Source organism: Streptomyces sp. NPDC048483, from assembly GCF_040651455.1.
GTDB lineage: Bacteria > Actinomycetota > Actinomycetes > Streptomycetales > Streptomycetaceae > Streptomyces.
In genome coordinates, this window is the sequence record NZ_JBEZJZ010000021.1 from 26,335 (window position 1) to 48,053 (window position 21,719).

The 21,719-nt window shown below is 72.0% G+C and carries 16 protein-coding genes and 1 pseudogene; 9 read left to right on the plus strand and 8 right to left on the minus strand.

Annotation, left to right across the window (positions count from 1 at the left end; genetic code table 11):
- Nucleotides 1-943: 943 nt before the first annotated feature.
- Nucleotides 944-2,341: an NADP-dependent succinic semialdehyde dehydrogenase gene (locus AB0D04_RS14040; protein WP_362702670.1), complete on the plus strand. Its 1,398-nt coding sequence runs from the start codon at nt 944-946 to the stop codon at nt 2,339-2,341.
- A gap of 88 nt (nt 2,342-2,429) precedes the next feature.
- Here the strand turns inward: AB0D04_RS14040 and AB0D04_RS14045 are convergent, their stop codons facing one another.
- Nucleotides 2,430-4,613, minus strand: coding sequence for a SpoIIE family protein phosphatase (locus AB0D04_RS14045; protein ID WP_362702672.1), 2,184 nt, complete (start codon nt 4,611-4,613; stop codon nt 2,430-2,432).
- 388 nt (nt 4,614-5,001) lie between these two features.
- Between AB0D04_RS14045 and AB0D04_RS14050 the strand changes: the two are divergent.
- Nucleotides 5,002-6,360, plus strand: a pseudogene (locus AB0D04_RS14050) (glycoside hydrolase family 30 beta sandwich domain-containing protein); the annotation flags it as partial.
- 59 nt (nt 6,361-6,419) lie between these two features.
- On the opposite strand, the gene AB0D04_RS14055 reads toward AB0D04_RS14050, so the two are convergent.
- The 3 genes from AB0D04_RS14055 to AB0D04_RS14065 all read right to left on the minus strand — a co-directional run bounded on the left by AB0D04_RS14055 (nt 6,420) and on the right by AB0D04_RS14065 (nt 9,277).
- A complete protein-coding gene (locus tag AB0D04_RS14055) occupies nt 6,420-7,643 on the minus strand; it encodes a metallophosphoesterase (protein ID WP_362702674.1) in 1,224 nt (407 codons plus the stop codon).
- A 121-nt stretch (nt 7,644-7,764) separates the two neighbouring features.
- A complete protein-coding gene (locus AB0D04_RS14060) occupies nt 7,765-8,316 on the minus strand; it encodes a DUF1990 domain-containing protein (RefSeq protein ID WP_362702676.1) in 552 nt (183 codons plus the stop codon).
- Between the two features lie 106 nt (nt 8,317-8,422).
- Complete coding sequence (locus tag AB0D04_RS14065; RefSeq protein WP_362702678.1) at nt 8,423-9,277, minus strand: YndJ family protein; 855 nt, start codon at nt 9,275-9,277, stop codon at nt 8,423-8,425.
- Between the two features lie 187 nt (nt 9,278-9,464).
- On the opposite strand from AB0D04_RS14065, the gene AB0D04_RS14070 reads away from it, so the two are divergent.
- Nucleotides 9,465-10,835, plus strand: coding sequence for a radical SAM protein (locus AB0D04_RS14070; RefSeq protein WP_362702773.1), 1,371 nt, complete (start codon nt 9,465-9,467; stop codon nt 10,833-10,835).
- Between the two features lie 346 nt (nt 10,836-11,181).
- Here AB0D04_RS14070 and AB0D04_RS14075 read toward each other — a convergent pair whose 3' ends face one another.
- Both AB0D04_RS14075 and AB0D04_RS14080 read right to left on the minus strand, forming a co-directional pair.
- Complete coding sequence (locus AB0D04_RS14075; protein ID WP_362702679.1) at nt 11,182-11,946, minus strand: crotonase/enoyl-CoA hydratase family protein; 765 nt, start codon at nt 11,944-11,946, stop codon at nt 11,182-11,184.
- Nucleotides 11,946-13,604, minus strand: a complete 1,659-nt coding sequence (locus tag AB0D04_RS14080; RefSeq protein WP_362702681.1) for an acyl-CoA dehydrogenase family protein — start codon at nt 13,602-13,604, stop codon at nt 11,946-11,948. The genes AB0D04_RS14075 and AB0D04_RS14080 overlap by 1 nt, the downstream gene beginning before the upstream one ends.
- Before the next feature lie 431 nt (nt 13,605-14,035).
- On the opposite strand from AB0D04_RS14080, the gene AB0D04_RS14085 reads away from it, so the two are divergent.
- The 4 genes from AB0D04_RS14085 to AB0D04_RS14100 all read left to right on the plus strand — a co-directional run bounded on the left by AB0D04_RS14085 (nt 14,036) and on the right by AB0D04_RS14100 (nt 16,774).
- On the plus strand, nt 14,036-14,785 hold the full coding sequence (locus tag AB0D04_RS14085; RefSeq protein WP_362702683.1) for a PaaX family transcriptional regulator C-terminal domain-containing protein: 750 nt from the start codon (nt 14,036-14,038) through the stop codon (nt 14,783-14,785).
- A gap of 457 nt (nt 14,786-15,242) precedes the next feature.
- Complete coding sequence (locus AB0D04_RS14090; RefSeq protein ID WP_362702685.1) at nt 15,243-15,935, plus strand: transglycosylase family protein; 693 nt, start codon at nt 15,243-15,245, stop codon at nt 15,933-15,935.
- A 101-nt stretch (nt 15,936-16,036) separates the two neighbouring features.
- Complete coding sequence (locus AB0D04_RS14095) at nt 16,037-16,351, plus strand: hypothetical protein (RefSeq protein ID WP_362702687.1); 315 nt, start codon at nt 16,037-16,039, stop codon at nt 16,349-16,351.
- A gap of 177 nt (nt 16,352-16,528) precedes the next feature.
- A complete protein-coding gene (locus AB0D04_RS14100; RefSeq protein ID WP_362702688.1) occupies nt 16,529-16,774 on the plus strand; it encodes a hypothetical protein in 246 nt (81 codons plus the stop codon).
- 98 nt (nt 16,775-16,872) lie between these two features.
- On the opposite strand, the gene AB0D04_RS14105 is transcribed toward AB0D04_RS14100, so the two are convergent.
- Nucleotides 16,873-18,006: a lactonase family protein gene (locus AB0D04_RS14105; RefSeq protein WP_362702690.1), complete on the minus strand. Its 1,134-nt coding sequence runs from the start codon at nt 18,004-18,006 to the stop codon at nt 16,873-16,875.
- A gap of 435 nt (nt 18,007-18,441) precedes the next feature.
- Here AB0D04_RS14105 and AB0D04_RS14110 point away from each other — a divergent pair, with 435 nt between their 5' ends.
- Entirely contained in the window at nt 18,442-19,674 is a 1,233-nt protein-coding gene (locus AB0D04_RS14110; protein WP_362702691.1) for a tetratricopeptide repeat protein, read from the plus strand.
- 54 nt (nt 19,675-19,728) lie between these two features.
- Here the strand turns inward: AB0D04_RS14110 and AB0D04_RS14115 are convergent, their stop codons facing one another.
- Nucleotides 19,729-21,198, minus strand: coding sequence for a lipase maturation factor family protein (locus tag AB0D04_RS14115; RefSeq protein WP_362702693.1), 1,470 nt, complete (start codon nt 21,196-21,198; stop codon nt 19,729-19,731).
- 338 nt (nt 21,199-21,536) lie between these two features.
- On the opposite strand from AB0D04_RS14115, the gene AB0D04_RS14120 reads away from it, so the two are divergent.
- Nucleotides 21,537-21,707, plus strand: a complete 171-nt coding sequence (locus AB0D04_RS14120) for a hypothetical protein (protein ID WP_362702778.1) — start codon at nt 21,537-21,539, stop codon at nt 21,705-21,707.
- Nucleotides 21,708-21,719: the final 12 nt, after the last annotated feature.

A 21,719-nucleotide genomic window follows, 5' to 3' on the forward strand; every position in this document is an offset into this window, starting at 1 on the left:
GTTTCTCGCCGTGGCTCCCCCACTGCCTAAAAGGGCGTGGGAGGTACCCCCAGCGGCGGGCGTGGGTTTGTTGGGTGCGGGGAAGGGCCTGCGGACTTCGTCCTGCGGCCTGTCCCCTCCCGTGGGTGGGTGGTAGGGGCCGGTGGGGGCGGGCGTTGCGTGTCGTGTGCCGGTGGTCTTGTGACCACTGGGCGCGCGTGACCGCTTACGTGCACCCCCACCGGTCTTCTCACCACCCACAACGGGGAGGGGCCGGACCGCAGGACGAAGTCCGGAGGTCCGGTCCCGCACCCGAACAGCCCCGCGCAGCGGCAACCGCCCGCCGCTGAGGGTACCTCCCACGCCCTTTAGGCAGTGGGGGAGCAACGGCGGGACAGCCCGGCACGTTCGGCTCAGGCAAAGCGCAGCGGGGGGCTCGCCGCAGGCGCAAGGGTGAGGAAGTCAAATGTCGGCCCGGGCAAAGCGCAGCGGGGGGCTCGCCGCTGGCGCAGCGGTGAGGAAGCCAAATGTCGGCCTGGGCAAAGCGCAGCGGGGGGCTCGCCGCAGGCGCAGCGGTGAGGAAGCCAAACGTCGGCCCAGGCAAAGCGCAGCGTCACCGTGCGCGGGGGCCATACACGGGCCAGACTCGGGTACGGGGGCCAATGTGCCATGAGACGTCTCGAATCTGGAGGCCCCCGTGCCGCGGCAACCGCTTACGCGCAGTGACCGCACGTTCGACCGTGATCCCCAGCCCGTGCCGCCCCCGGACCCCGGTCCCGCTCCCCTACCGGAGCCGCTACCCGGGCCGCCGCCTACGCCCGAGCCGCCCGATCCCATGCCGCCGGATCCGTCGCCGGTCCCGCATCCGCCCGGACCCGACCCGGACCCGGTCCCGGAGCCGTCCCCCGCCCCCTCACCGCTCTCCTGAGCCCCGTCACCGCTCTCTCCAAGGAGGTGCTGAATCATGGCCATCGCCACGGTCAATCCGGCCACCGGCGAGACCCTGAAGACCTTCGACGCGCACAACCCGGGCGAGATCGAAGACCGCCTGGTCCGTGCCGAGCAGGCCTACCAGGACCACCGCACGACGAGCTTCGCGTACCGCAGCGAACTGCTGCTCGCCGCCGCCGACCTGCTCGACGCTGACCGGGAAACCATCTCCCGCACCATGACCACAGAGATGGGCAAACCGCTCGCCCAGGCGCGCGCCGAGGCCAAGAAATGCGCCAAGACCATGCGCTGGTACGCCCACCATGCCGAGGAACTCCTCGCCGACGAGCAGCCCGACCCCGCCGACGTGGCGGACTCCGGCGCCGCCCGCGCCGTGGTGCGCTACCGCCCGATCGGCACCGTGCTCGCGGTGATGCCCTGGAACTTCCCGCTCTGGCAGGTCGTACGGTTCGCCGCCCCGGCCCTGATGGCGGGCAACACCGGCCTCCTCAAGCACGCCTCGAACGTCCCGCAGACCGCCCTCTACCTCGAGGAACTCTTCCGTCGGGCGGGCTTCCCCGAGGGCTGTTTCCAGACCCTGCTGATCGGCTCCGGCGCCGTCGAGGACCTGCTGCGCGACCCGCGGATCGCCGCCGCGACGCTGACCGGCAGCGAGCCGGCCGGCCGCTCGGTCGCCTCCATCGCCGGCGACGAGGTCAAAAAGACCGTCCTGGAACTGGGCGGCAGCGACCCGTACGTCGTCCTGCCCTCGGCCGATCTGGACAAGGCGGCCGCCGTCGCCGTCACCGCGCGCGTCCAGAACAACGGGCAGTCGTGCATCGCGGCCAAGCGGTTCATCGTCCACACCGATGTCTATGACGCCTTCGCGGACCTCTTCACCGAACGGATGGCCGCGCTGACCGTCGGCGACCCGATGGACGAGAGCACCGACGTCGGCCCGCTGGCCAGCGAGCAGGGCCGCTCCGACCTGGAGGAACTCGTCGACGACGCGGTCCACCAGGGCGCCACCGCGCGGTGCGGCGGCCGTCGCCCGCCGGATCGCCCCGCGGGCTGGTTCTATGAGCCGACGGTGCTCTCCGACATCGTCCCCGACATGCGCATCCACCACGAGGAGGCATTCGGCCCGGTCGCCACGCTCTACCGCGTCGCGGACCTGGACGCGGCGGTGGCGGTCGCCAACGACTCGCCGTTCGGGCTCAGTTCCAACGCCTGGACCCGCGACCCGGACGAACAGGCCCGCCTGGCAAGGGACTTGCAGGCCGGTGGTGTCTACTTCAACGGCATGACCGCCTCGCACCCGGGCCTCCCCTTCGGCGGCGCCAAGCGCTCCGGCTACGGCCGGGAGCTCTCCGGGCACGGCATCCGGGAGTTCTGCAACATGACGACGGTGTGGTACGGGCCGGAGGACTGAGGGGGCTGAGGGGACTACTGAGGGGACTGAGGGGACTGAGGGGACTGAGGCGATCGAGCGTCAGGAACCTGAGCGCGTAAGGGAGTTCTTACGACACCACCCCCACTCCTGCCTTCACCGTCACCTCCGGCACCGCGAACTCGCACCACAGTGCCTTGCCGGAGCCGCGCGGCTCCGCGCCCCAGCGGTCGGCGAGGGCCTCGACCAGCATCAGGCCGCGGCCGGAGGTGGCCGTCTCGCCGGGGCTGCGGCGGCGCGGCCAGGAGCTGGAGCGGTCCTCGACCTCCAGGCGGATCCGCCGCGGGGTGCCGGGGACCAGCTCCACAGAGACGAGAGCACCGCTCTCGGTGTGGGTCAGTGCATTGGCGATCAGCTCGGAGGCGGCCACCTCGACGTTGTGCGTGACCTCGCCCGCCCGCCACTGGTCCAGCGTGCGGCGCAGCGCCGAGCGGACCTCCGCGGTGCCCGACGGGTCGGCCTGATGGACATGCAGCCGCAGCCGCGGGGTGGTGGCGGCCCCCGGACTCGCCAGCCGGTGCAGCAGCAGAAGGGCCAGATCGTCCTCCGAGCCCGGCTCGGCCCACAGCTGCGCCGCGAGCCGGTCGGCGAGCGCCTCCAGATCCGCGGGCCCGGTGCGGAACGCCGCGGTCAACGCGTCGATGCCGGCCGAGATGTCCCGGCCCGGCTGCTCGACCAGGCCGTCGGTGCACAGCAGCAGCGTGGAGCCCGGTTCCAGGAACAGCTGGGTCTCGGGGAAGTGGTCGTGCCCGAAGGCGGTGGCCACGCCCAGCGGCAGCCCGCCGCGGATCTCGGGCCAGTCGATGTGCCGGGCACTGTCGCAGACCAGCGGGCCCAGGTGGCCGGCCCGGGCCACATGCAGCGCCCCCGAGTCCAGGTCGGCCTGGATATACGTACAGGTTGCGAACCGCTCGGTCTCCAGCTCGGCCAGGAAGCGGGAGGCCCGCACCAGGACGGTCTCCGGCGAGTGCCCCTCGGTGGCGTAGGCGCGCAGCGCGATGCGCAACTGGCCCATCACAGCGGCCGCGTGTGTGTCGTGGCCCTGCACATCGCCCACCACCAGGCCGGTCCGCCCCTGGGGCAGGGCGATCACGTCGTACCAGTCGCCGCCGATGTCCCGCCCGACGCTCGCGGGGTGGTAGCGGACGGTGACCTCACCGCCGGAGATGGGCGGCACCCGGCGCGGCAGCATCGTCGCCTGCAGCCCGGTGGCGAATTCCCGCTCCTGGTCGAAGAGCGTCGCCCGCTGCAGCGACTGGGCGACGACACCGGCCAGCGCCAGCGCCAGGTTCTTGGCTTCCGTCGACTGCACCGAGGGCTCGGCGCTGAACAGCCCCAGCGCCCCGATGACGGTGTCCTGCGCGATCAGGGGCAGGAAGGACGCGCTTCCGGTCGGCAGGAGGTGGCTGTACGGGCGCAGCCGGGGGTAGCGGGCGATCAGCTCGCCCCGGGTGCCCAGGAAGGCGGGCCGCCGCGAGGCCGCCGCCTCGGACAGCGGCAGGGTGTCGTCCAGCGGGGAGCTGCGCATCTCCTCGGGCACCTCGCCGTCCATCCCGGCGACGGCGATGATCTCGAACCGGTCGCCCGAGGCCAGCCCCAGGACCAGCCCGTCCGCGCCGAACCGCCGCGCGCCGCCGATGCCGGTGAGCACCCGCGTCACATCCGCGACCGACAGCGCCCGGGACAGCGCGGCCGTGGTCTGCTGCACCATCACGGTCTGCCGCTGCCGCTCCTGCTGGAGCGAGCGCAGCAGCGCGGAGTCCGCCAGCTCGCCGGACGCCTCCCGGACGATGCCGATGATCCGGTACGGCAGCCCGTCCTCGTCGTGCAGGATCCGCCCCTGGGAGTGGGCCCAGCGCGGCGTCCCGTCGCGGCACCGGACGCGGAAGTACGCCCCGTAGGACGAGCCGCCCTCCTGCAGCGCCTGGGAGACCGCCGCGTCCAGCCGCATCCCCTCCTCCGGCGGCACCCGCGCGGCCAGGGACAGCGGCGCACCGTCGTACTCGTCCGCGCGCAGATCGAAGACCTCCAGCGCGCCGGGGTCCAGATCCATGAAGCCGCGGTCCAGGTCCCAGTCGAAGGTGCCCATCCGGTTGAGCTCGAGCCGCCGGCGCAGGCCGATCGGCTCATGGTGCGAGACGCCGGGAAAGTGCTCCGGGACGCGGCGGGGGTCTCCCCGGCCGGTGGCTGAGGGAGGGTCCTGGAACGGGCGGGGGTCGTAGCCGCCGGGGGACGGTCCGCTCTGCCTGGTCATGGTGCGCTGCGCCTCCGCGGCCGATGTCCAGCGGAACGCGGCCGTGCGCTCACCTTAGGTGGCGGCCGGATGCCCCGCATGTCCTGCGCTGCGCGAAGGGCAGGGGGTGTACGGAGGACGGGTGACGGCGCGCTCTTTACGCGTACGGACACCGGCGTGCGGAAATTGCACGCGCCCGGCGGAGTGCAGTCGCCCACCCCGTGGGCAGACGCATGGTGTGCGCGCCCGTTCCGCCTTCCCCAGGAGGGCACTCCTCGCCATGAGATCCCGAAGACCCCGCCGCGTCCTGACCGGCGCGGCGGGGGCGGCCACCGCCGCCCTGACACTCGTCTGTACGGCCCTCGGACCCCCGGTCGGCCACGACACCACCGGCCGGGAACGGGTCCAGGTCCAGGTCCACCTCACCACCACCTCCGGTCCCGGTGGCCGTCAGGTCGTCAAGGGGCTGGAGCAACAGGATCCGCTCACCTTCACCCCCGGCCACGGGCCGCACGGCACCGCCGATCTGACCGTTGATGAGTCGACGACGTACCAGACCTTCGAGGGCGGCGGCGCCTCCTTCACCGACTCCGCCGCCTGGCTGCTGCACAGCAGCGGCGCGATCGGCGACGCCACCCGCGCCGCGGTGATGAGGAAGCTCTTCGACCCCCACGACGGCATCGGCCTCGGCTTCCTCCGCAACCCCATGGGCGCCTCCGACCTCGCCCGCTTCGGCTACACCTACGACGACCTGCCCGCCGGGCGGACCGACCCCCAACTGAAGCGCTTCACCCTCGCGCACGACCTCGCCGACATCCTGCCCCTCACCGCCGAGGCCCGCCGCCTCAATCCGGCCCTCAAGGTCATGGCCTCTCCCTGGAGCGCGCCCGCCTGGATGAAGGACAACGGCAAGCTCGAACAGGGCCGGCTCCGGGCGAAGTACCACGCCGCCTACGCCCGGTACTTCGTGAAGTACCTGCGCGCCTACCGGGACCACGGTGTGCCCGTCGACTACGTGTCCGTACAGAACGAACCCACCTGCTGCGCCGGCTACCCGTCCATGCGGTGGCACGGACCGGGCCTGGCCCACTTCACCAGGAACGACCTGCTGCCCGCCCTGAAGAACGCCGGGCTGTCCACCAAAGTCCTTGCGCTGGACTGGAACTGGGAAAGATACGCGCAGTTCGGCGCACCCACCGTCGACGACCCGGCGATCCGCAACCACCCCAACTTCGGCGGCGTGGCCTGGCACGGGTACCGCGGCGACGTCACCGAGCAGACGCGGGTGCACGACCGCTACCCCGGCCTCGCCGCGTACGACACCGAACACTCCGGCGGCCCGTGGGCCCCCGACCAGCAGCGGGACGACATGCACAATCTCATCGACTACACCCGCAACTGGGGCCGCAGCTGGGTCAAATGGTCCCTCGCCGTCGACCAGAACCACGGCCCGCACCACGGCGGCTGCGGCAGCTGTACCGGTCTGCTCACCGTGCACCACGGCGACGCGGCACACGGCACGGTCGACTACACCGTCGAGTACTACACGATGGGCCACCTCACCAAGTTCGTACGGCCCGGCGCCCGGCGCATCGCCTCCACGGCCTCGGCCGCCGTCCCCAACGTGGCCTGGCGAAACCCCGACGGCTCCAAGGCGCTGATCGCCTACAACGACACGGCCACCACCCGGCACATGGATATCAACTGGGCCGGAAAGCACGTCGGCTACGCCCTTCCGGCGGGCGCCTCGGCCACGTTCACCTGGTAGCAGCCCCGAGGCTCCTCCCCTCCCTCAAGGGGAGGGGATTCCTGCCCCGTCCCCCCGCGTCAGGCGTGCGCCCGCGCCGCCGCAACCGGCCCCGTCTGCCGCGTCCGGTGTGCCAAGGTGGCCGTCCGCGTCGCCACATCGACCGTGTAGACGTCGATGGTCAGCCGCGCCTGCGACACCTTCAGCACCATGAATCCGTGGTCGGAGAAGTTCTGCCAGGCCGCCGGGTTCCCGAAGTGGGCCTTGCCGTCCTCCGTCTTGGCCGACGCCCCGCACACCACCTGCCGGGTGCCGCCGGTGCGCGCGGTCGGCTCCAGCACCTGCAGCGTGTGGTCGTGACCGGACAGAATCAGATCGGCGCGCCCGCACACCACGTTCTCGTACATGTCCTTGAGGTGGACGCCGCTGGTGTAGTTCCCGATCTCGAAGCCGTCGTACGAACCGGCGCTGCCGTGCTTGCCGTTGTTGAGGTACGGATGGTGGCTCAGCACCACCTTCCAGCGGGCCCGCGAGGCGCGCAGCGCGCCGTCCAGCCAACTGCGCTGCTCGCGCATGTACGGGCCGTCCCAGCGGAAGTACGGGTCGAGCTGGGCAACATACGACGACCAGGGAATGGTGTCGATGGCGAAGAACTCCACCAGCGGGTCGGCGGCGGGCAGTGGCACGCTGTAGTAGCGGCTCGGCATGTACCAGCGCTTCGACGTCGTGGCGTAGGCGACCTCGCGGTCCCCGCGGGACGGGTCGCCGCCGCTGCCGGGGATCAGCCCGGAGCAGTCGTGATTGCCCAGGACCATCAGCCACGGCACATCGATACCGCTGTTGGGCTTCTCGAACTTGTCCTGGAATTCCGCATCATGTGCCGACTCGGGACCGTTCTCGTAAATATTGTCGCCGAGGCCGACCGCCAGGCCTATGCCCTCGGTCCGGCAGACGTCCCGGGCGGCGGCCGCCACCGCGTACTGCGCCTCGTCGCCCGTTCCCGCGTCGCCGGTGACCAGCACGGCGAACTCACCCTTGCCATTGGGGTGTTCGGGGAACGGAAAGGCCCCCGGCGCCCCGGGGCGGGACGCGGTGGACGCGGCGGCCTGCTGAGCCCCCGACGTCAGCACGGTAAGCGCCGCACCGGCCATCGCGCCGCCCAGCAGCGTCCGGCGGTTCACGAACCGGGGCACCCGCCCCGTCGTGCGCATCGGCGGCCCGTCGGGCGCCGCCTCCGAGCCGGCCCGCAGCCATTCCCGCTCGGTCAGGTCCGCCTGCGGCGGGATCAGTTCGTCATCACACATGCTTGGTTTTCTCTCACGGGCGGCAGGTGTGGTGGTGACGGGATGATGAATGAGAGGTGGACGTATGGCGATCAGGAGCGCCTCGGCCTACTCGTCGGTAACTCCGCGTTTCCGCACGTCATCAGGGTGTGAGTGGCGGCCCTGTGACGGCCCTCCGGGCCAGCCGGCGGAGGGTCCGGCCGAGGTGCCGGGCGTAGGCGTGCTGGAGTACGGGAACCAGCGGGCCGGCGAGCCGGGTGTACCACGCGGCGGGGCGGCTGAAGGCGGTCACGGTGAACCACACCGAGTCGTCGGCGCGCCGCTCGACCAGGAAGGCCTCCTCGCCGCACTCGGGGTGTCCGTCCCGGGTGCCGTAACCGAAGCCGATCCGGTCCTCGTCGGCCACCGTCCACACCACCCGGCACGGCGCCCGCAGCCGCAGCGGGCCGATGCCCAGCCCGACCTCGATGGCGACACCCCGCGCGGCGCGGGTGGCGTCGGCCCGGATGACGGCACCGGCGGTGCGGTGCATCCGGAGGGTGGTGACCGCCTCGCCCGCCGCCACCAGGACGTCACGTCCCCGGCCGATCGGTACCTGGACGTGGAGATGGGCGTAGCCGGACGGCAGCGGGGTGCGCCGGGTGCCGCCCTCTTCGGGGTAGTTGACGTCGCCGGAGTGGTGGGCGGTGCTCATGCGTGACGCTCCTTCAGGGGTGGCGGTAGGGCGGGTAGTGGCGTTGGCTCCTGCCTCGGCTCGCCATGCCGCGGGGTGCCGGCGGCGGAGGTATTTGGCAAAGCCATCAGGCGCAACCGGCAACGGCTCCTGCCCCGGCTCGCCACGCCGCAGGGTGCCGGCGGCGCTGCGCGAGGAGGGCGCACAGGGCGAAGCCGAGGGCGTTGCCCAGGCCGTGGGTGGCGGCCATCCAGGCGAGGGACGGGTGCGGCAGGCCGGTCGCCTCGCCGAGCGCCCAGCTCAGCGCGAGCAGCATGGTGGCCACCAGGACCACGGCGGAGCAGCCGAGCAGCGCACGGGTGATCCGGTCGGGCCCGGTGGCCCTGATGTCCCGCCAGGTGAGCAGGCCCACCAGCCACATGCCGGTGGTCAGCACCAGCGCACCGGCCAGCTCGGCCCAGTCGTCGATGAAGTAACCGGCGAGCACGAGCAGGGTGCCGACCGGGATGCTCAGCGCCGCGAGCCGACCCGCCCGGCCGCCCCCGGTGGCGCGGCACACCAGCCCCGCGATCAGTGCGGCGGCGAATCCGGCGAAGTGGAAGTGCGGCACGGTCAGCGCCAGGATGTCGAGGTCGAAGCCGAACAGCCGGTGTCCGGCGCGCTCGGCGACCAGCGCCAGGCCCGCGACCGCCGGGGTGGCCAGCGCGGTCAGGACGGCGATCTCGGACGGCGCGAACGAGCGGTTGCGGGCCAGCCGCCGGGGCGCCTGCACGGCGAGCACCAGGGTGGCCGCCGCGTACCCCGCGGCGCAGCCGGTGGCGACCGGGCCGCGCGGCAGCCACAGCGCGACCGAGCCCGCGACGGCGGCGAGCGGCCAGATCTGCCGGATGCGGACCAGGCCGGGCCCGTCGATCAGCGAGACCCCCAGCGGGATCACCACGAACATCCCGAGCATGACGATGAGTTGCACCAATACGGTCACCACGTCCCCCTTCCATGACGGTCCGGACGTTCCACGGCCGACAGTACCGCAGAATTGAACACGTTCAAGAAAGGCCCCCCGGGTGGTGTCTGCGCGTGCGCCGGGCGGGGGTGCCGGTGCGGCGCGTCGGCACGTCGGCGGAACCGCCCCCACGACCCCCGGAGTCTTAGCGGACATGCGCGTGACGATGATTCTTCCCGCCCTGACGGAAGCGACCAGCCCGCTGTTCCGGCCCGTCAAGTACTCGCTCTTCCCGCCCCTCGGCCTGGCGACCCTCGCCGGATATCTGGACCCGGACGACGAGGTGACGCTGTACGACGAGCATGTCGAACGGATCGACATCGAGACGCTGGAGGCCCCCGACCTGCTGGTGATCCAGCCGTACATCACCTCGGCCCGGCGCAGCTACGAGATTGCCGACCACTTCCGGGCGCGCGGCGTCCACGTGGCCATGGGGGGCCTCCATGCGACATCTCTTCCGGAGGAGGCCGCGGCCCACGCCGACACCCTCTTCACCGGGCCCGGGGAGGACACCTGGCCGCTGTTCCTCAAGGACTTGCGGGACGGTGCGCCGGCCCGCCGTTACGATTCAAAGCAGCGCACCCTGGCCGGACTTCCCCCCGTCCGACGCGATCTGATCAAGCGTCAGCTCTATCTCGTGCCCAACTCCCTCGTCGTGTCCCGCGGCTGCCCGCACCACTGCGACTTCTGCTACAAGGACGCCTTCTTCGAGGGCGGCAAGTCCTTCTACACCCAGGCCGTCGACGACGCCCTGGCGGAGATCGAGCGGCTGCCCGGCAGGCATCTGTACTTCCTCGACGACCATCTGCTGGGCAACCGCCGTTTCGCGGAGGCGCTGTTCGACGGGATGAGCGGGATGGGGCGGCTGTGGCAGGCGGCCGGCACGGTGAAGTCGGTGCTGGAGCCGGGGCTGCTGGAACAGGCGGTGGACGCGGGGCTGCGCAGCCTGTTCGTGGGCTTCGAGACGGTCAACGGGGCAAACCTCGCCGAGCGGCGCAAGGACCAGAACATCGGCCGGGACTACGGGGCCGCCGTGCGGCGCCTGCACGACGCCGGCGTCATGGTCAACGCCAGCTTCGTCTTCGGGCTGGACCAGGACGGCCCGGACGTCTTCGACCGTACGGTGGAGTGGGCCGTCGGGGAGGGCATCGAGACGGCGACGTTCCACATCATGACGCCGTACCCGTCGACCGGCCTGTGGAAGCAGCTGGCGGCCGAGGACCGGATCGTCCACCAGGACTGGGACCTCTACGACACCCGCCACGTCGTCTACCGCCCCAAGGGCATGACGCCGCGCCAGCTGGAGGACGGCTACTGGCGCGCCTACCGGGACTTCTACCGCTGGTCCAACATCTGGCGCGGCGCAGCGTCCCAGCCGGGCCCCCACGAACGGCTCCGGCACCTCGCCTACGCCGGCGGCTGGAAGAAATTCGAGCCCGCGTGGGACGCGCTGATCCGCACCCGCCGCGTGGTCCGCGCACTGCCGATGCTCGAACGCACCCTGGAGGCGTTCGGCGGCCGACGGCCGCGGGGCTGACGGGCGGGCCGCCTGCCTGATCGGTCGCGGGCACGACCGGGCGCGGGCCTGGACCGGTCGGTCGGCAGGCCGGTCGGGGTGCGGTCGGGTGCGGTCCGGGGGCGGTTCCTGACCGGCCGCCTGCCGTGGCGCCCCGTCCGGGCAGCGTCTTGTCGCGCACGTGGTCGGGTACGGGGCCGCCGAGCGCCGGGCCCGCCGAGCGCTGCCGGGCCCGCCGAGCGATGTCGGGGCGGGCCGAGCGCCGACCGGGGCGGGGCCGTACGCACAGGGAATACCGCCCTAGCCCGCCACGTTGTGGCCCCGCAGGGGGCGCTCGCAACCCCTACGGGATCTGTTCGCCCACCCCCTAGGGTCCGTCCGGCTCCCCATGCCGCCCCGCGCCCGCCGCGAATCGGGCCGCGCCTTCCAGGGACTTCGCCAACACCGCTTGTCCATAGCGGAGTTCGGCCTCCATCGCGGCCTCCTCGTCCATGCCCTCCTGGTCCAGCAGCGAGGCCCGGTCGCTGCGCAGGCACGCCTGGGGGAAGCGGGCGATCTCTGCTGCCAGGAGTTCCGCCTCCGCCCGCGCCGTCCCGGTCGGCACCACGCGGTTCGCCAGGCCGATGGCCAGCGCCTCCGCGGCCGGGACCGGGCGGCCCGTCAGGACCAGGTCCCTCGCCCGGCCCGCCCCGATCAGCCGGGGCAGCCGTACCGTACCGCCGTCGATCAGCGGCACTCCCCAGCGCCGGCAGAACACCCCGAAGACCGCGCCCTCCTCCACGACCCGCAGATCGCACCAGAGCGCCAGCTCCAGGCCGCCCGCCACCGCATGCCCGGCGACCGCCGCGATCACCGGCTTGCTCAGCCGCATCCGGGTCGGGCCCATCGGGCCGTCGCCGTCCGGCGCGACGCGGTTGCCGCGGTCGGTGCCGACGGCCTTGAGGTCGGCACCGGCGCAGAACGTCCCGCCCTCACCCCACAGCACCGCGACTCTTGCCCCGTCGTCCGCCTCGAACTCTCGGAAGGCATCGGCCAGTTGGCGAGCCGTCGCACCGTCCACGGCATTACGGGCGGACGGCCGGGACAGCACCACCGTCATCACCGGCCCCGTACGCTCCACCCGTACGGACATCAGGCCCCGCCCACAACCGGGGCCTTCGTCCTGGCGCGGTCCAGAATCGCTCCCAGGTCGACGCCCGTGGGCAGCGTTCCGAAGGCGTTGCCCCACTCCCCGCCGAGCCGCGAGGCGCAGAACGCATCGGCCACGGCGGGGTGGCTGTACCGCACCAGCAGCGATCCCTGGAGCACGAGCGCCATCCGCTCCGCCAGCGACCGCGCCATCAGCTGCGCCCGCTCCGCAACGGCCAGTCCGCCGAGCATCTCGCGGACCCCGGCCACCGCCGCGTCCAGCCGCCGGTCGGCGCCCGCGGCGGCGTCCACCTCCGCGAAGAAGGCGTCCAGGGCGGCCGGTTCCTTGCCCAGGGCCCGCAGGACGTCCAGCGCGGCGACGTTTCCCGACCCCTCCCAGATCGACAGCAGCGGCGCCTCCCGGTACAGCCGCGGCATACCGGACTCCTCGACGTAGCCGTTGCCGCCCAGGCACTCCAGCGCCTCCGCCGCATGCGTGCTGCCCCGCTTGCACACCCAGTACTTGCCCGCCGCCAGTGCCAGCCGCCGCAGCGCCGCCTCCTGGGCGTCGCCGGCCTGCGACCGGTCCACCGCCGCCGCCAGCCGCATCGCCAGCAGCGTCGCCGCCTCCGACTCGATCGCGAGATCGGCCAGCACCGCACGCATCAGCGGCTGCTGGTCCAACTCCCGCCCGAACGCCCGCCGGTGAGCGGTGTGATGCATCGCCTGCCGCAGCCCCGCCCGCATCCCGGCCGCCGAACCCAGCACACAGTCCAGCCGCGTCATGTTCACCATCTCGACGATGGTCCGCACCCCGCGGCCCGGCTCGCCCACCGGCCAGGCCACCGCCTCGTCGTACTCGATCTCGGAGGAGGCGTTGGAGCGGTTGCCGAGCTTGTCCTTGAGCCGCATCAGATGCATGCCGTTACGGGTGCCGTCCGGCAGTACGCGCGGCACCAGGAAGCAGGTCAGCCCCTCCGCGGTCTGGGCCAGGGCCAGGAACACGTCGCTCATCGGTGCCGAGGTGAACCATTTGTGGCCGGTGATCCGGTACGTCCCGTCGCCGGCCGGCACCGCGCGCGTGGTGTTGGCCCGTACGTCGGAGCCGCCCTGCTTCTCCGTCATCGACATGCCCGCGATCAGGCCCGCCTTGGTCAGCGGCGCCCGCAGTCCGAAGTCGTACGTACGGGACGCGAGCAGCGGCTCGTATTGCGCGGCGAGGTCCGGGGCGGTGCGCAGCGCGGGGACCGCGGCGTAGGTCATCGAGATCGGGCAGCCGTGGCCCGGCTCGGCCTGCGACCAGACGTAGAACTTCGCGGCGCGCACCAGGTGCGCGCCGGGGCGGTCGTCGGACCAGGGCGCGCCGTGCAGCCCGTTTTCCACCGCGACGGTCATCAGCTGATGCCAGGCCGGGTGGAAGACGACCTCGTCGATGCGGTGCCCGTAGCGGTCGTGGGTGTGCAGCCGCGGCGGCTGCTCCTCCGCCCGGCGCGCCTGGTCCTGCACCGCCTGTGTACCGGCCAGCGCCCCCAGCGCGGACACCTCCCGCTCGCCCCACTCGGCGCCCTCCCGGCGCAGCGTCTCCAGCAGGACCGGTTCGTCCGCCGTACTGAACTCGGTCAGCGGCGGAGCCTGATTCAGGACTTCGTGAGTGACGGTCATGCCCTTGACGTTACAGATTCAGAACAGCTGTGGGAAGTGTGTAAGGCCCTGTGCGCAAGGCTCTGCGTGCAAGGCCCTGTGCAGGTCAGCCCCAGAACTCCCGCGGGGCGGCGTTGACGGCGGCGGGCTCCTGGGTGTGCGGGTCGTACCCGGGCACCCGCAGGAGGCGGCCCCCGAGGGAGTCGGCGAGGGGCTCGGCCACGGCCATGAGGGGGAGCCCCACACGGTCACGTGCACGGCTGCCACGGGTCACCCTCCCGAAGCTGCGGAGCATCAACTCCCGTGAAGCTAAAGGGTGGTGACGCAGGCAGGCCGTGTGGTCAGGGGCAGTAGGGCGGGTCGTGCAGCCCAGCGAGACGGTATGCGCGAAGCGGAACGGTGCAGCGCACAGGCCGGGGCGGGCGGTGGCCTGGCTAGAATTCCGGGCACATATGAACGACGACCCCCTCGCGCTGCGGCCGCTCACCGCCCGCTCCATCGTGCTGAGCACCCTCCTCGGGCACCACCCGCCCCGGATGCCCGCGCGCGCCCTGGTGCGGGTCGGCGAACTCTTCGGCATCGCCGAGGGCACTGTCCGTGTCGCGCTCTCCCGGATGGTGGCCGCCGGCGACCTCCGGCAGCGCGACGGCTCGTACGAACTCACCGCCCGGCTGCTGGCGCGCCAGGCCCGGCAGGACGAGAGCCGGTCGCCCCGGACCCGGTCCTGGGACGGCGGCTGGGAGATCGCCGTGGTCACCGTCGACCGCCGGCCGGCCACCGAACGGACCGCGCTGCGGCACGCGATGGCGGACCTGCGGCTGGCCGAGCTGCGCGAGGGCACCTGGCTGCGGCCCGGCAACCTCGAACGGCCCCGCCCGGCCGTGGTCACCGAGCAGTGCACCCTGCTGACCGGCACCCCGGACGGCGACCCGGCGGCGCTGGCGCGCACGCTGTGGGATCTGTCCGGCTGGTCGGCGCGGGCGCGCGCCCTGGTGGCCGCTCTTGACGGGGCCGCCACTCCCGCGCAACGCTTCACGGTCTCGGCGGCGGTGCTGCGCCACCTCCTCACCGACCCGCTGCTCCCGGACCTGCTGCTTCCGCCCGACTGGCCGGGCTGCGAACTCCGGTGCCGCTACGACGAGTTCGAGGCGGAACTACGCGACCTGCTACGGCAGTACGTCACGCCCGGCCCCGCCGGCTGATCGGGGCACGGCCGTAGGGGGCCGTGCGCGGTGCGTGCGGACCTGCGCCGCGCGTGTGCACCGATCCCCACGAGTGCGCCCGGCGGACGCCTTCGATGGGAACGCGTGGGCGATTCGTTCCGGGCTTCCGTGCCTCTGGCATGAAGGGTGCGCCCCTACCCGGCAGGGACGTGCGCCATGCGACGGCTGCTGTACCCGAAGTGGCGGCAAGGGGGCAAGCCGACCGCCGAAGGCGCTACCGCGCGCTCTGTCGATGCGAACTCCGGGCATGGTTGTGTCGACCCCGTCGAATTCATGGCGCCTCGCGGAATTCGCTGCACGGGAAACATCGGGCAATGCCGGAAAGAGCGAGCGGTAATGCGGCGCAACACAAAGCGGTACGCAAGCGAAGCCGTAGAGGTGCCACGTTTCCTGAATGGCCGCCAGGCAACTGAGCGGCGAGCGACGGGAGTATGAAATGGAACTTCCTCAGGTACACGAGACCGGATCGGAATCTGCCGGCCGGAGTGAATTCCGGGGCCGGGGGGTCCGGGGTGTCACGGCGGCCGCGGTACTGCTGGCGGCCGGCGCGCTGAACGTGACGGCCGAGGGGTCGGCCGAAGCGGCGAGCGGCGGGACCTGGGACCGCCTGGCCGGGTGCGAGAGCGGCGGGAACTGGCGCGCCGACACCGGGAACGGCTTCTCCGGCGGGCTGCAGTTCGCGCACACCACCTGGCGCTCGTTCGGCGGCGGAACGTACGCATCCCGGGCGGCATGGGCGAGCCGAATCCAGCAGATCCAGGTGGCGGAACGGGTGTTGGCCCGGCAGGGGTGGGGCGCCTGGCCCGCCTGCTCGGCCTCGCTGGGCCTGCGGGGGTCGGCCGCTCCACGCACCACGGCCCCTCGCGCCACGACGCCCCGCACGACCACTCCGCGCACCACGGCCCCGCACGCCGCGCCCTCTCCGGAGAAGCGGTGGAAAGCGGCACGCCACCGGAGTACCGGCGATTCTGTCGTCGTGAACCGGGGGGACACGGTGAGCGCAATTGCCGCCGCGCACGGATGGCGCTGGCAGGAATTCTACCGGCTGAACCGTCCGGTGATCGGCGCGGACCCGGACCTCATTTACCCGGGCATGCGTCTCGCCGTACGGCGCTCCGGGGTGAACTGACCGAATTCCGGGCTCCCCGGGCCCGTACCGGGTAATTCAGTCGGGAGCGATGCGGCTGAGGGAATGCAGGCCGTCCGTGGCGCCGCGGACGGCCTGCCCGCATGTCGCGACGGGATTTCGTGGAATTCACGGCCGTCGGTATCGCCTTTGCATCCGTCGGCGCCGGATTTTGTACGCGGTCGATATGCGACGGCGACCGTCGGCAGGCTCAGCAGGAATTGCGCCCGGCTGCGCTGCTGCCCGGCCGCCCGTCCGACCGGCTGCCCGTCCGACCGGCTGCCCGCCTGTCCGGCAGCAAGGCCATCGCCCCTGATCACCAGCGCCATCAGCGCCATCAGCGCCATCAGCGCGATGGTCACCCGGCTGAGTGGGCGCCGGAGATCGCGAAATGGGCGAACAGGGCAATGGCGCCTTAGGAGTTGATGAGGAAGGAGAAGGGGACATCAGGTGAAATCCAGGCGGCGATCACGGACGGATAGCCGGCCGACGGTGCGGTAAGCAGGGCCCGGCGCGGCACTCCGCTCGCGGCTCACCTTGGTGAATCCGCGCGGTGGATCTCCGTTACGGGTGAGCGCGCACAACATCCGGACGAGGTGGAGAGCGCGGAATTCAGGCAGGACGGTACGGCGATCACCACCAGGGCATTCCTGACCGTGCCGGACGCGGGCGGCGGCGCGAGCCGGTCCAGCACGGCGGCACACGGGCTCACCCCGATCGCCTTCGACGTCCAGGACACCACGGCGACCACCGGAAAGATGGACACCACGGAGAAACCCACCATCCGCAGCACGAGGGAGCGGATCACGTCCGCCGCCGCCCGCTCAACAGGACCGGGCTGACCGCCCACAACGGGGTGCCGGGCAGCCACAGTTGAATGATCCGGCCGCCCGCCACCGCCTTGACCACGGCGGTACCGGCAGGGCCCCGGCGCGGCCGGTCACAGGGGCAGCACGCACACCGGCATCGGTGCGCCGAACGGCTTGCCCACCCTCCCCAGGGTCCCCGTCTCCCCGTCCACCGAGAACACCGTCACCGATCCCGACTTCTGGTTCGCCGCGAACAGCAGCCGCTCGTCCGGCGAGAAGGCGATCTGGCGCGGAAAGTCCCCGCCCACCGGCACCGTGTCCAGCAGGCGCAGCCGTGCGCCGGCCGCTTCCACGGCGTAGCGCGTCAGGCTGTTGTGACCGCGGTTGGCGAGATACGCGAAGCGGCCGTTGCGGGTGACCAGGAGCTGCGCCGGGTAACTCGTGCCCCCGCCGGTCCCGGTGGACTGCGGCACACCGGGCGTCAGCCGCCCCCTCCACCGCTCGTAGCGGCAGACCACGACCGTGTTGTCGACCTCGTTCGCCAGATAGGCGAACGCGCCGGAGGGGTGAAACGTCAGATGCCGGGGCCCGGTGCCCGGCCGCAGCGTCGCATACGACGCCTGGGTGAGCCGTCCGGCGCGCTCGTCCAGCCGGTAGGTGTACACCGTGTCGTTGCCGAGATCGACGGCGAGCACATGGCGGCCGTCCGGGCTGGTGACGATCTGGTGCGCATGCGGTCCGTCCTGGCCGGGGCCGGGCGGCGGACTGGAGTGCACGACCAGGTCCGTACGCGCCCCCAGGACACCGCTGTCCGGATCGACCGGATGCACGGCCACGCTGCCCGAGAGGTAGTTGGCGCTCAGCAGCCACCGTCCGCTGGGATGCACCGACAGATGGCAGGGCCCGGCGCCGCCGGTCGCCTGCGTACCCAGCACCTTGGGGGGCGCACCGTCGGCGGACAGCGCCAGGGCCGTCACACCACCCTCCTCCTGCTCATCCACCGCATAGAGGGTCCGCCCGGACGGCGCGAGCGCCAGATAGGAGGGATCGGCGACGCCGGCCACCACACCCGTCGCGGTGATCAGCCCGTCGCGGGTGTCGTACGTCCCCAGTCCGACTCCGGTGCCGCCGCCCTCCTTCGAGGTGTACGTCCCCAGGAAGAGCGGGCGCTCGGCGCGCGGGTGGCGTCCGGTGCGGGGCCTGTCCCGCGCGGGCGCGGCGTCCCCGACCGTGAGGCCCGCCAACCCGGCCGCGAGGCCCGCCAACCCGACCGCGCCGACGCCCAGGAGCTGCCGGCGCCCGACACCGGCCCCGGCGCCTGCACCTGCACCTGCACCTGAGCGTGGGCCTGCGCCTGGGCCTGTGCCCGGGCCGGATCCGCTCCCGCTGCCTCGTCCTGCGCTCATGCCACACCTCGGCTTTGCTGATCGCTGATCGCGGATGGCGAATGTGCCGGTCAGGATGGCCGGTGCCGCGCACCAAGGCAAGATCCGCAACTCGGATTGCGTAGGGCGCAACGCCCGAGGAGTGCCACGGGCCGGCCGACCCTGACCTACCCGTACACCCCGGTGATGACCACGACCCCCGGCGTAGCACTCGAGTCGTACGGCACAAACCCATACACGGATTGATTCGCGGCACCGCGCACGGCACGTAGTTTCGTGATCAATGCACGGAGTTGAGCGAGAGGCCACGGATATATGTACGGCAAGGCATTCGCCCCGGAATATCAGGGCGAACTGGGCTCGGCACTGGGCGTGAACTCCTCGTACGAGGAGGTGCTGGCCACGGCGAGCCGCGCACAGTCCGAGGCGGGCACGGCACTGGAGCGGGCGCGCGCCGCCCTCGCGGTCGCCGAGGCCAACCGCCGGCTGGGCCGGGTGGGCGACGCCGGCGCCGCCTGGCGCGACAGCTACCGCAGCGCACGGGACGCGGGTGATGCGGGCGCCATGTCCTGGGCCCTGTGGAGCGGCGGCACCCTGGCCCGCCAGTGCGGCACGCTCCCGCTCGCCCGCCGCCTGCTCGGACACGCCGTCGAACTGGCCGCCGGCAGCGGTGACCGCCTCGCCCACGGCTACTCCCTCGCCGGCCTCGCCGAGACCGGACGTATCCAGGGCGACTACGCCGCGGTCGCCGAACTCCATGAGCGCCTCCTCGAAGAAGGCCGGGCGCACGGCGAGGCCCGCCATATGGTCTGGGCGATGTCCGGCATCGCCCAGATGCACCGCAATACCGGCGACTACGCAAAGGCACTCGAGCTGTTCGAGGAATCCGTCCGCATAGCCACCGAGGCCGATGACGCCCGAGGGCGCGCCTGGTCGCTGCGCGGCGTGGCCGACGTCCTCTCCGTGCAGGGCGACCCGGACCGCGCCCTGGCCCTCCTCGCCGAGGCGGAGGCCATCTGCCGGACCATGGACCTGGCGAGCGCCCTCGCCTACAACCACAAGATGCGCGCCAACGTCCAGTACCGCGCCGGCCGCTACGAGTCCGCGCGTGACACCTACGCCCTGGCCCTGGCGGAATTCAGCGACATGCACGAACCGCGCGGCGTCGCCCTCTCCCGCCTGGGCCTGACGAAATCCCGCGCCCGACTGGGCCGCGACCGGGCAAAGACGCTGGTCGAACTCGACGAGCTGGAAAGGGACTTCGCGCGCATCGGCCTACGGCACGCCCGGGACATGGCGATCGCCTTCCGCGAGGAGGTGCGGGAGCGGCCGGCGGCCGAGCGCGCCGGTGCGGCCGCGGAGACGGGGGCGGACGACACGGCCAAGGTGACCGAGGTGGCCGAGGTGGCCGAGCCGGTCGAGGTGCCGGAGGCGAGCGGCATGTCCCGAGTGCCGGAGGCCGGTGGGATTCCCCGGGTGCCGGAGGCCACCGAGAGGGTGGAGGGCACGGAGCGGGCCGGGCTCAGCGAGAAGGCCGGGGTGGCTTAGGTACCGGCGCGGCCGGGTTCGCCCGGCCGATCGGGAAGCGTGCGGCGGCCGGGATCACTGAAGCGGCCGGGTTCGCCGAGTCGGCGGCATCGGCGATCCGGCCGACGCCGGTGGCAATGGTGACAACGCCACCGGCGGCAGGAAGTCCCGCAGCTCCGCGCGGTGCCACCATGCGCCCGTCTCGCGTAGTTCCTGCCATGTGGTGAAGCGGTACCGGAAGACACGGGCCCGTACGCGGGCCGGTGGGGTGTCGGGGAACGGGTTGGTCCGCAGGAGACGCAGGGTGTCCCGGTCGTTCTCCAGCAGGCGTTCCACGAAGGGCCCGAACCAGGACCGGGCATAGGCCGGGGAGAGGGCCGCGAACCACATCAGCCAGTCCAGTCGGAGGTGGTACGGGGCGAACTGGCGCGGCAGCCGGCGGACGTCGCCCGGCTTGCCGTGGAACTCGTAGGCGAGCCAGGTGGTGTCGGGGCCGGTCACGGCGTCCGCCGTGCCCTCCACGACGATCTCCTGGCGGACCCGCGTGATGCTGCCGAAGGCGCCGTAGGAATTGACCAGGTGCAGGGACTCGTAGGAGGTGTTCATGCGCTGTGCGCGGCTCAGCAGGTTGAGTGCCGGGCGGTAGCTGAGGACGGCCACGAGTGCGGCGGCCGTCAGGACGAGGACCTCGAACCACAGCGGGGTTGCGGCGGGCGTCGTGGGCGGGGGCCACCACGAGGGGGCGATGGCGGACAGGGCCAGCGTGATGGTGAGCCAGTTCAGCCAGGCGAAGTTGCCGGAGAGGACGAGCCACAGCTGGGTGACGACCATCGCGAACGCGGCCCATCCGGCCACCGGCTGAGGGGTGAAGAGGAGTACTGGCAGGCCGAGTTGGGCCACATGGTTCGCGGCGACCTCGACGCGGTGCAGGGGCTTGGGAAGACGGTGGAAGAACCAGCTCAGCGGGCCGGGCATCGGCTGCGTCTCGTGGTGGTAGTAGAGACAGGTCAGATCGCGCCAGCAGCGGTCGCCGCGCATCTTGATCAGCCCGGCCCCGAACTCCACCCGGAACAGCACCCAGCGCAGCAGGTACAGGACGAGCACCGGGGGAGAGGTTGCGGCGTTGCCGAGAAAGACGGCGAGCGCGCCCGTCTCCAGCAGCAGCGACTCCCAGCCGAAGCTGTACCAGGTCTGCCCCACATTGACGATGGACAGATACATCGCCCACAGCGCCGCCCACATCACCATCGACGCCCACAGCGGCACGGCGTCCGCCGCCCCCGCCGCAACGGCTGCCGCCAGCGCCGCCCCGCCCCACGACCACAGGGCGAAGAACCGGTCCGAGTAGTGCAGGTGGAAGACCGACGGCGACGCCCTGAACGGGACCCGCGCCACGAACTCGGGTACCGGAAGCATCCCCTGCGCCCCGATCAAGGCCCGGAACTGCCGGGCCGCCGCCACGAACGCGACGAGGTACATCACCGCCAGCATCCGCTGGAACACAAGCCGCCCGAGCCAGTAACCGGGATCCGCGAACCATTCCACCCGCCCATGGGTAGCACTACGGCCGCCCACCTGGGGGACAGGCGCGCGGCCGCCGGGACCGATCCTGCAACCGCGGGAGCGCCGAGAGATCGTAAGAAACCAAACGAAATCGGCAACCGGGGAGTGCTGTTTCCGCCGCCCGACAACCTGCCTGGATCGCCGGAAAATGCCGAGCGCGCGGCGGGGGACGTCGATACTCTGGTGGTCGACGGACGACCCTTCTGGGCGACGCCAACACCATTGGCCCGTCGCGGGACCGCCACAAACCCTGGCTGACCTCCCGGTTTGTGAAAAAGGCGCCACCGCGTCGGACCGTTACCTCAATGAAGGAGTGCGTGGTGGCACTGCACAAGGCTCAGTACAAGCAGCCCCGGTCGAAGCACGGTGACCGGCCAGGTCGTATCAAGGAAGTCCGTAACCTCGAGGTCTGGGGCCGTTGCGTCCCCGTGCGCCTCGCCGGCTGCGACGACGACCCCGCCGAGCCGTACATTTTCCGCGGCATCGACTGATCGCGCGAGATC

Bases quoted from the DNA above. Each gene is read 5' to 3' on its own strand.
- AB0D04_RS14040 (WP_362702670.1), top strand. From the start codon at position 944: ATGGCCATCGCCACGGTCAATCCGGCCACCGGCGAGACCCTGAAGACC.
- AB0D04_RS14045 (WP_362702672.1), bottom strand. From the start codon at position 4,613: ATGACCAGGCAGAGCGGACCGTCCCCCGGCGGCTACGACCCCCGCCCG.
- AB0D04_RS14055 (WP_362702674.1), bottom strand. From the start codon at position 7,643: ATGTGTGATGACGAACTGATCCCGCCGCAGGCGGACCTGACCGAGCGG.
- AB0D04_RS14060 (WP_362702676.1), bottom strand. From the start codon at position 8,316: ATGAGCACCGCCCACCACTCCGGCGACGTCAACTACCCCGAAGAGGGC.
- AB0D04_RS14070 (WP_362702773.1), top strand. From the start codon at position 9,465: ATGATTCTTCCCGCCCTGACGGAAGCGACCAGCCCGCTGTTCCGGCCC.
- AB0D04_RS14075 (WP_362702679.1), bottom strand. From the start codon at position 11,946: ATGTCCGTACGGGTGGAGCGTACGGGGCCGGTGATGACGGTGGTGCTG.
- AB0D04_RS14080 (WP_362702681.1), bottom strand. From the start codon at position 13,604: ATGACCGTCACTCACGAAGTCCTGAATCAGGCTCCGCCGCTGACCGAG.
- AB0D04_RS14085 (WP_362702683.1), top strand. From the start codon at position 14,036: ATGAACGACGACCCCCTCGCGCTGCGGCCGCTCACCGCCCGCTCCATC.
- AB0D04_RS14090 (WP_362702685.1), top strand. From the start codon at position 15,243: ATGGAACTTCCTCAGGTACACGAGACCGGATCGGAATCTGCCGGCCGG.
- AB0D04_RS14095 (WP_362702687.1), top strand. From the start codon at position 16,037: ATGTCGCGACGGGATTTCGTGGAATTCACGGCCGTCGGTATCGCCTTT.
- AB0D04_RS14110 (WP_362702691.1), top strand. From the start codon at position 18,442: ATGTACGGCAAGGCATTCGCCCCGGAATATCAGGGCGAACTGGGCTCG.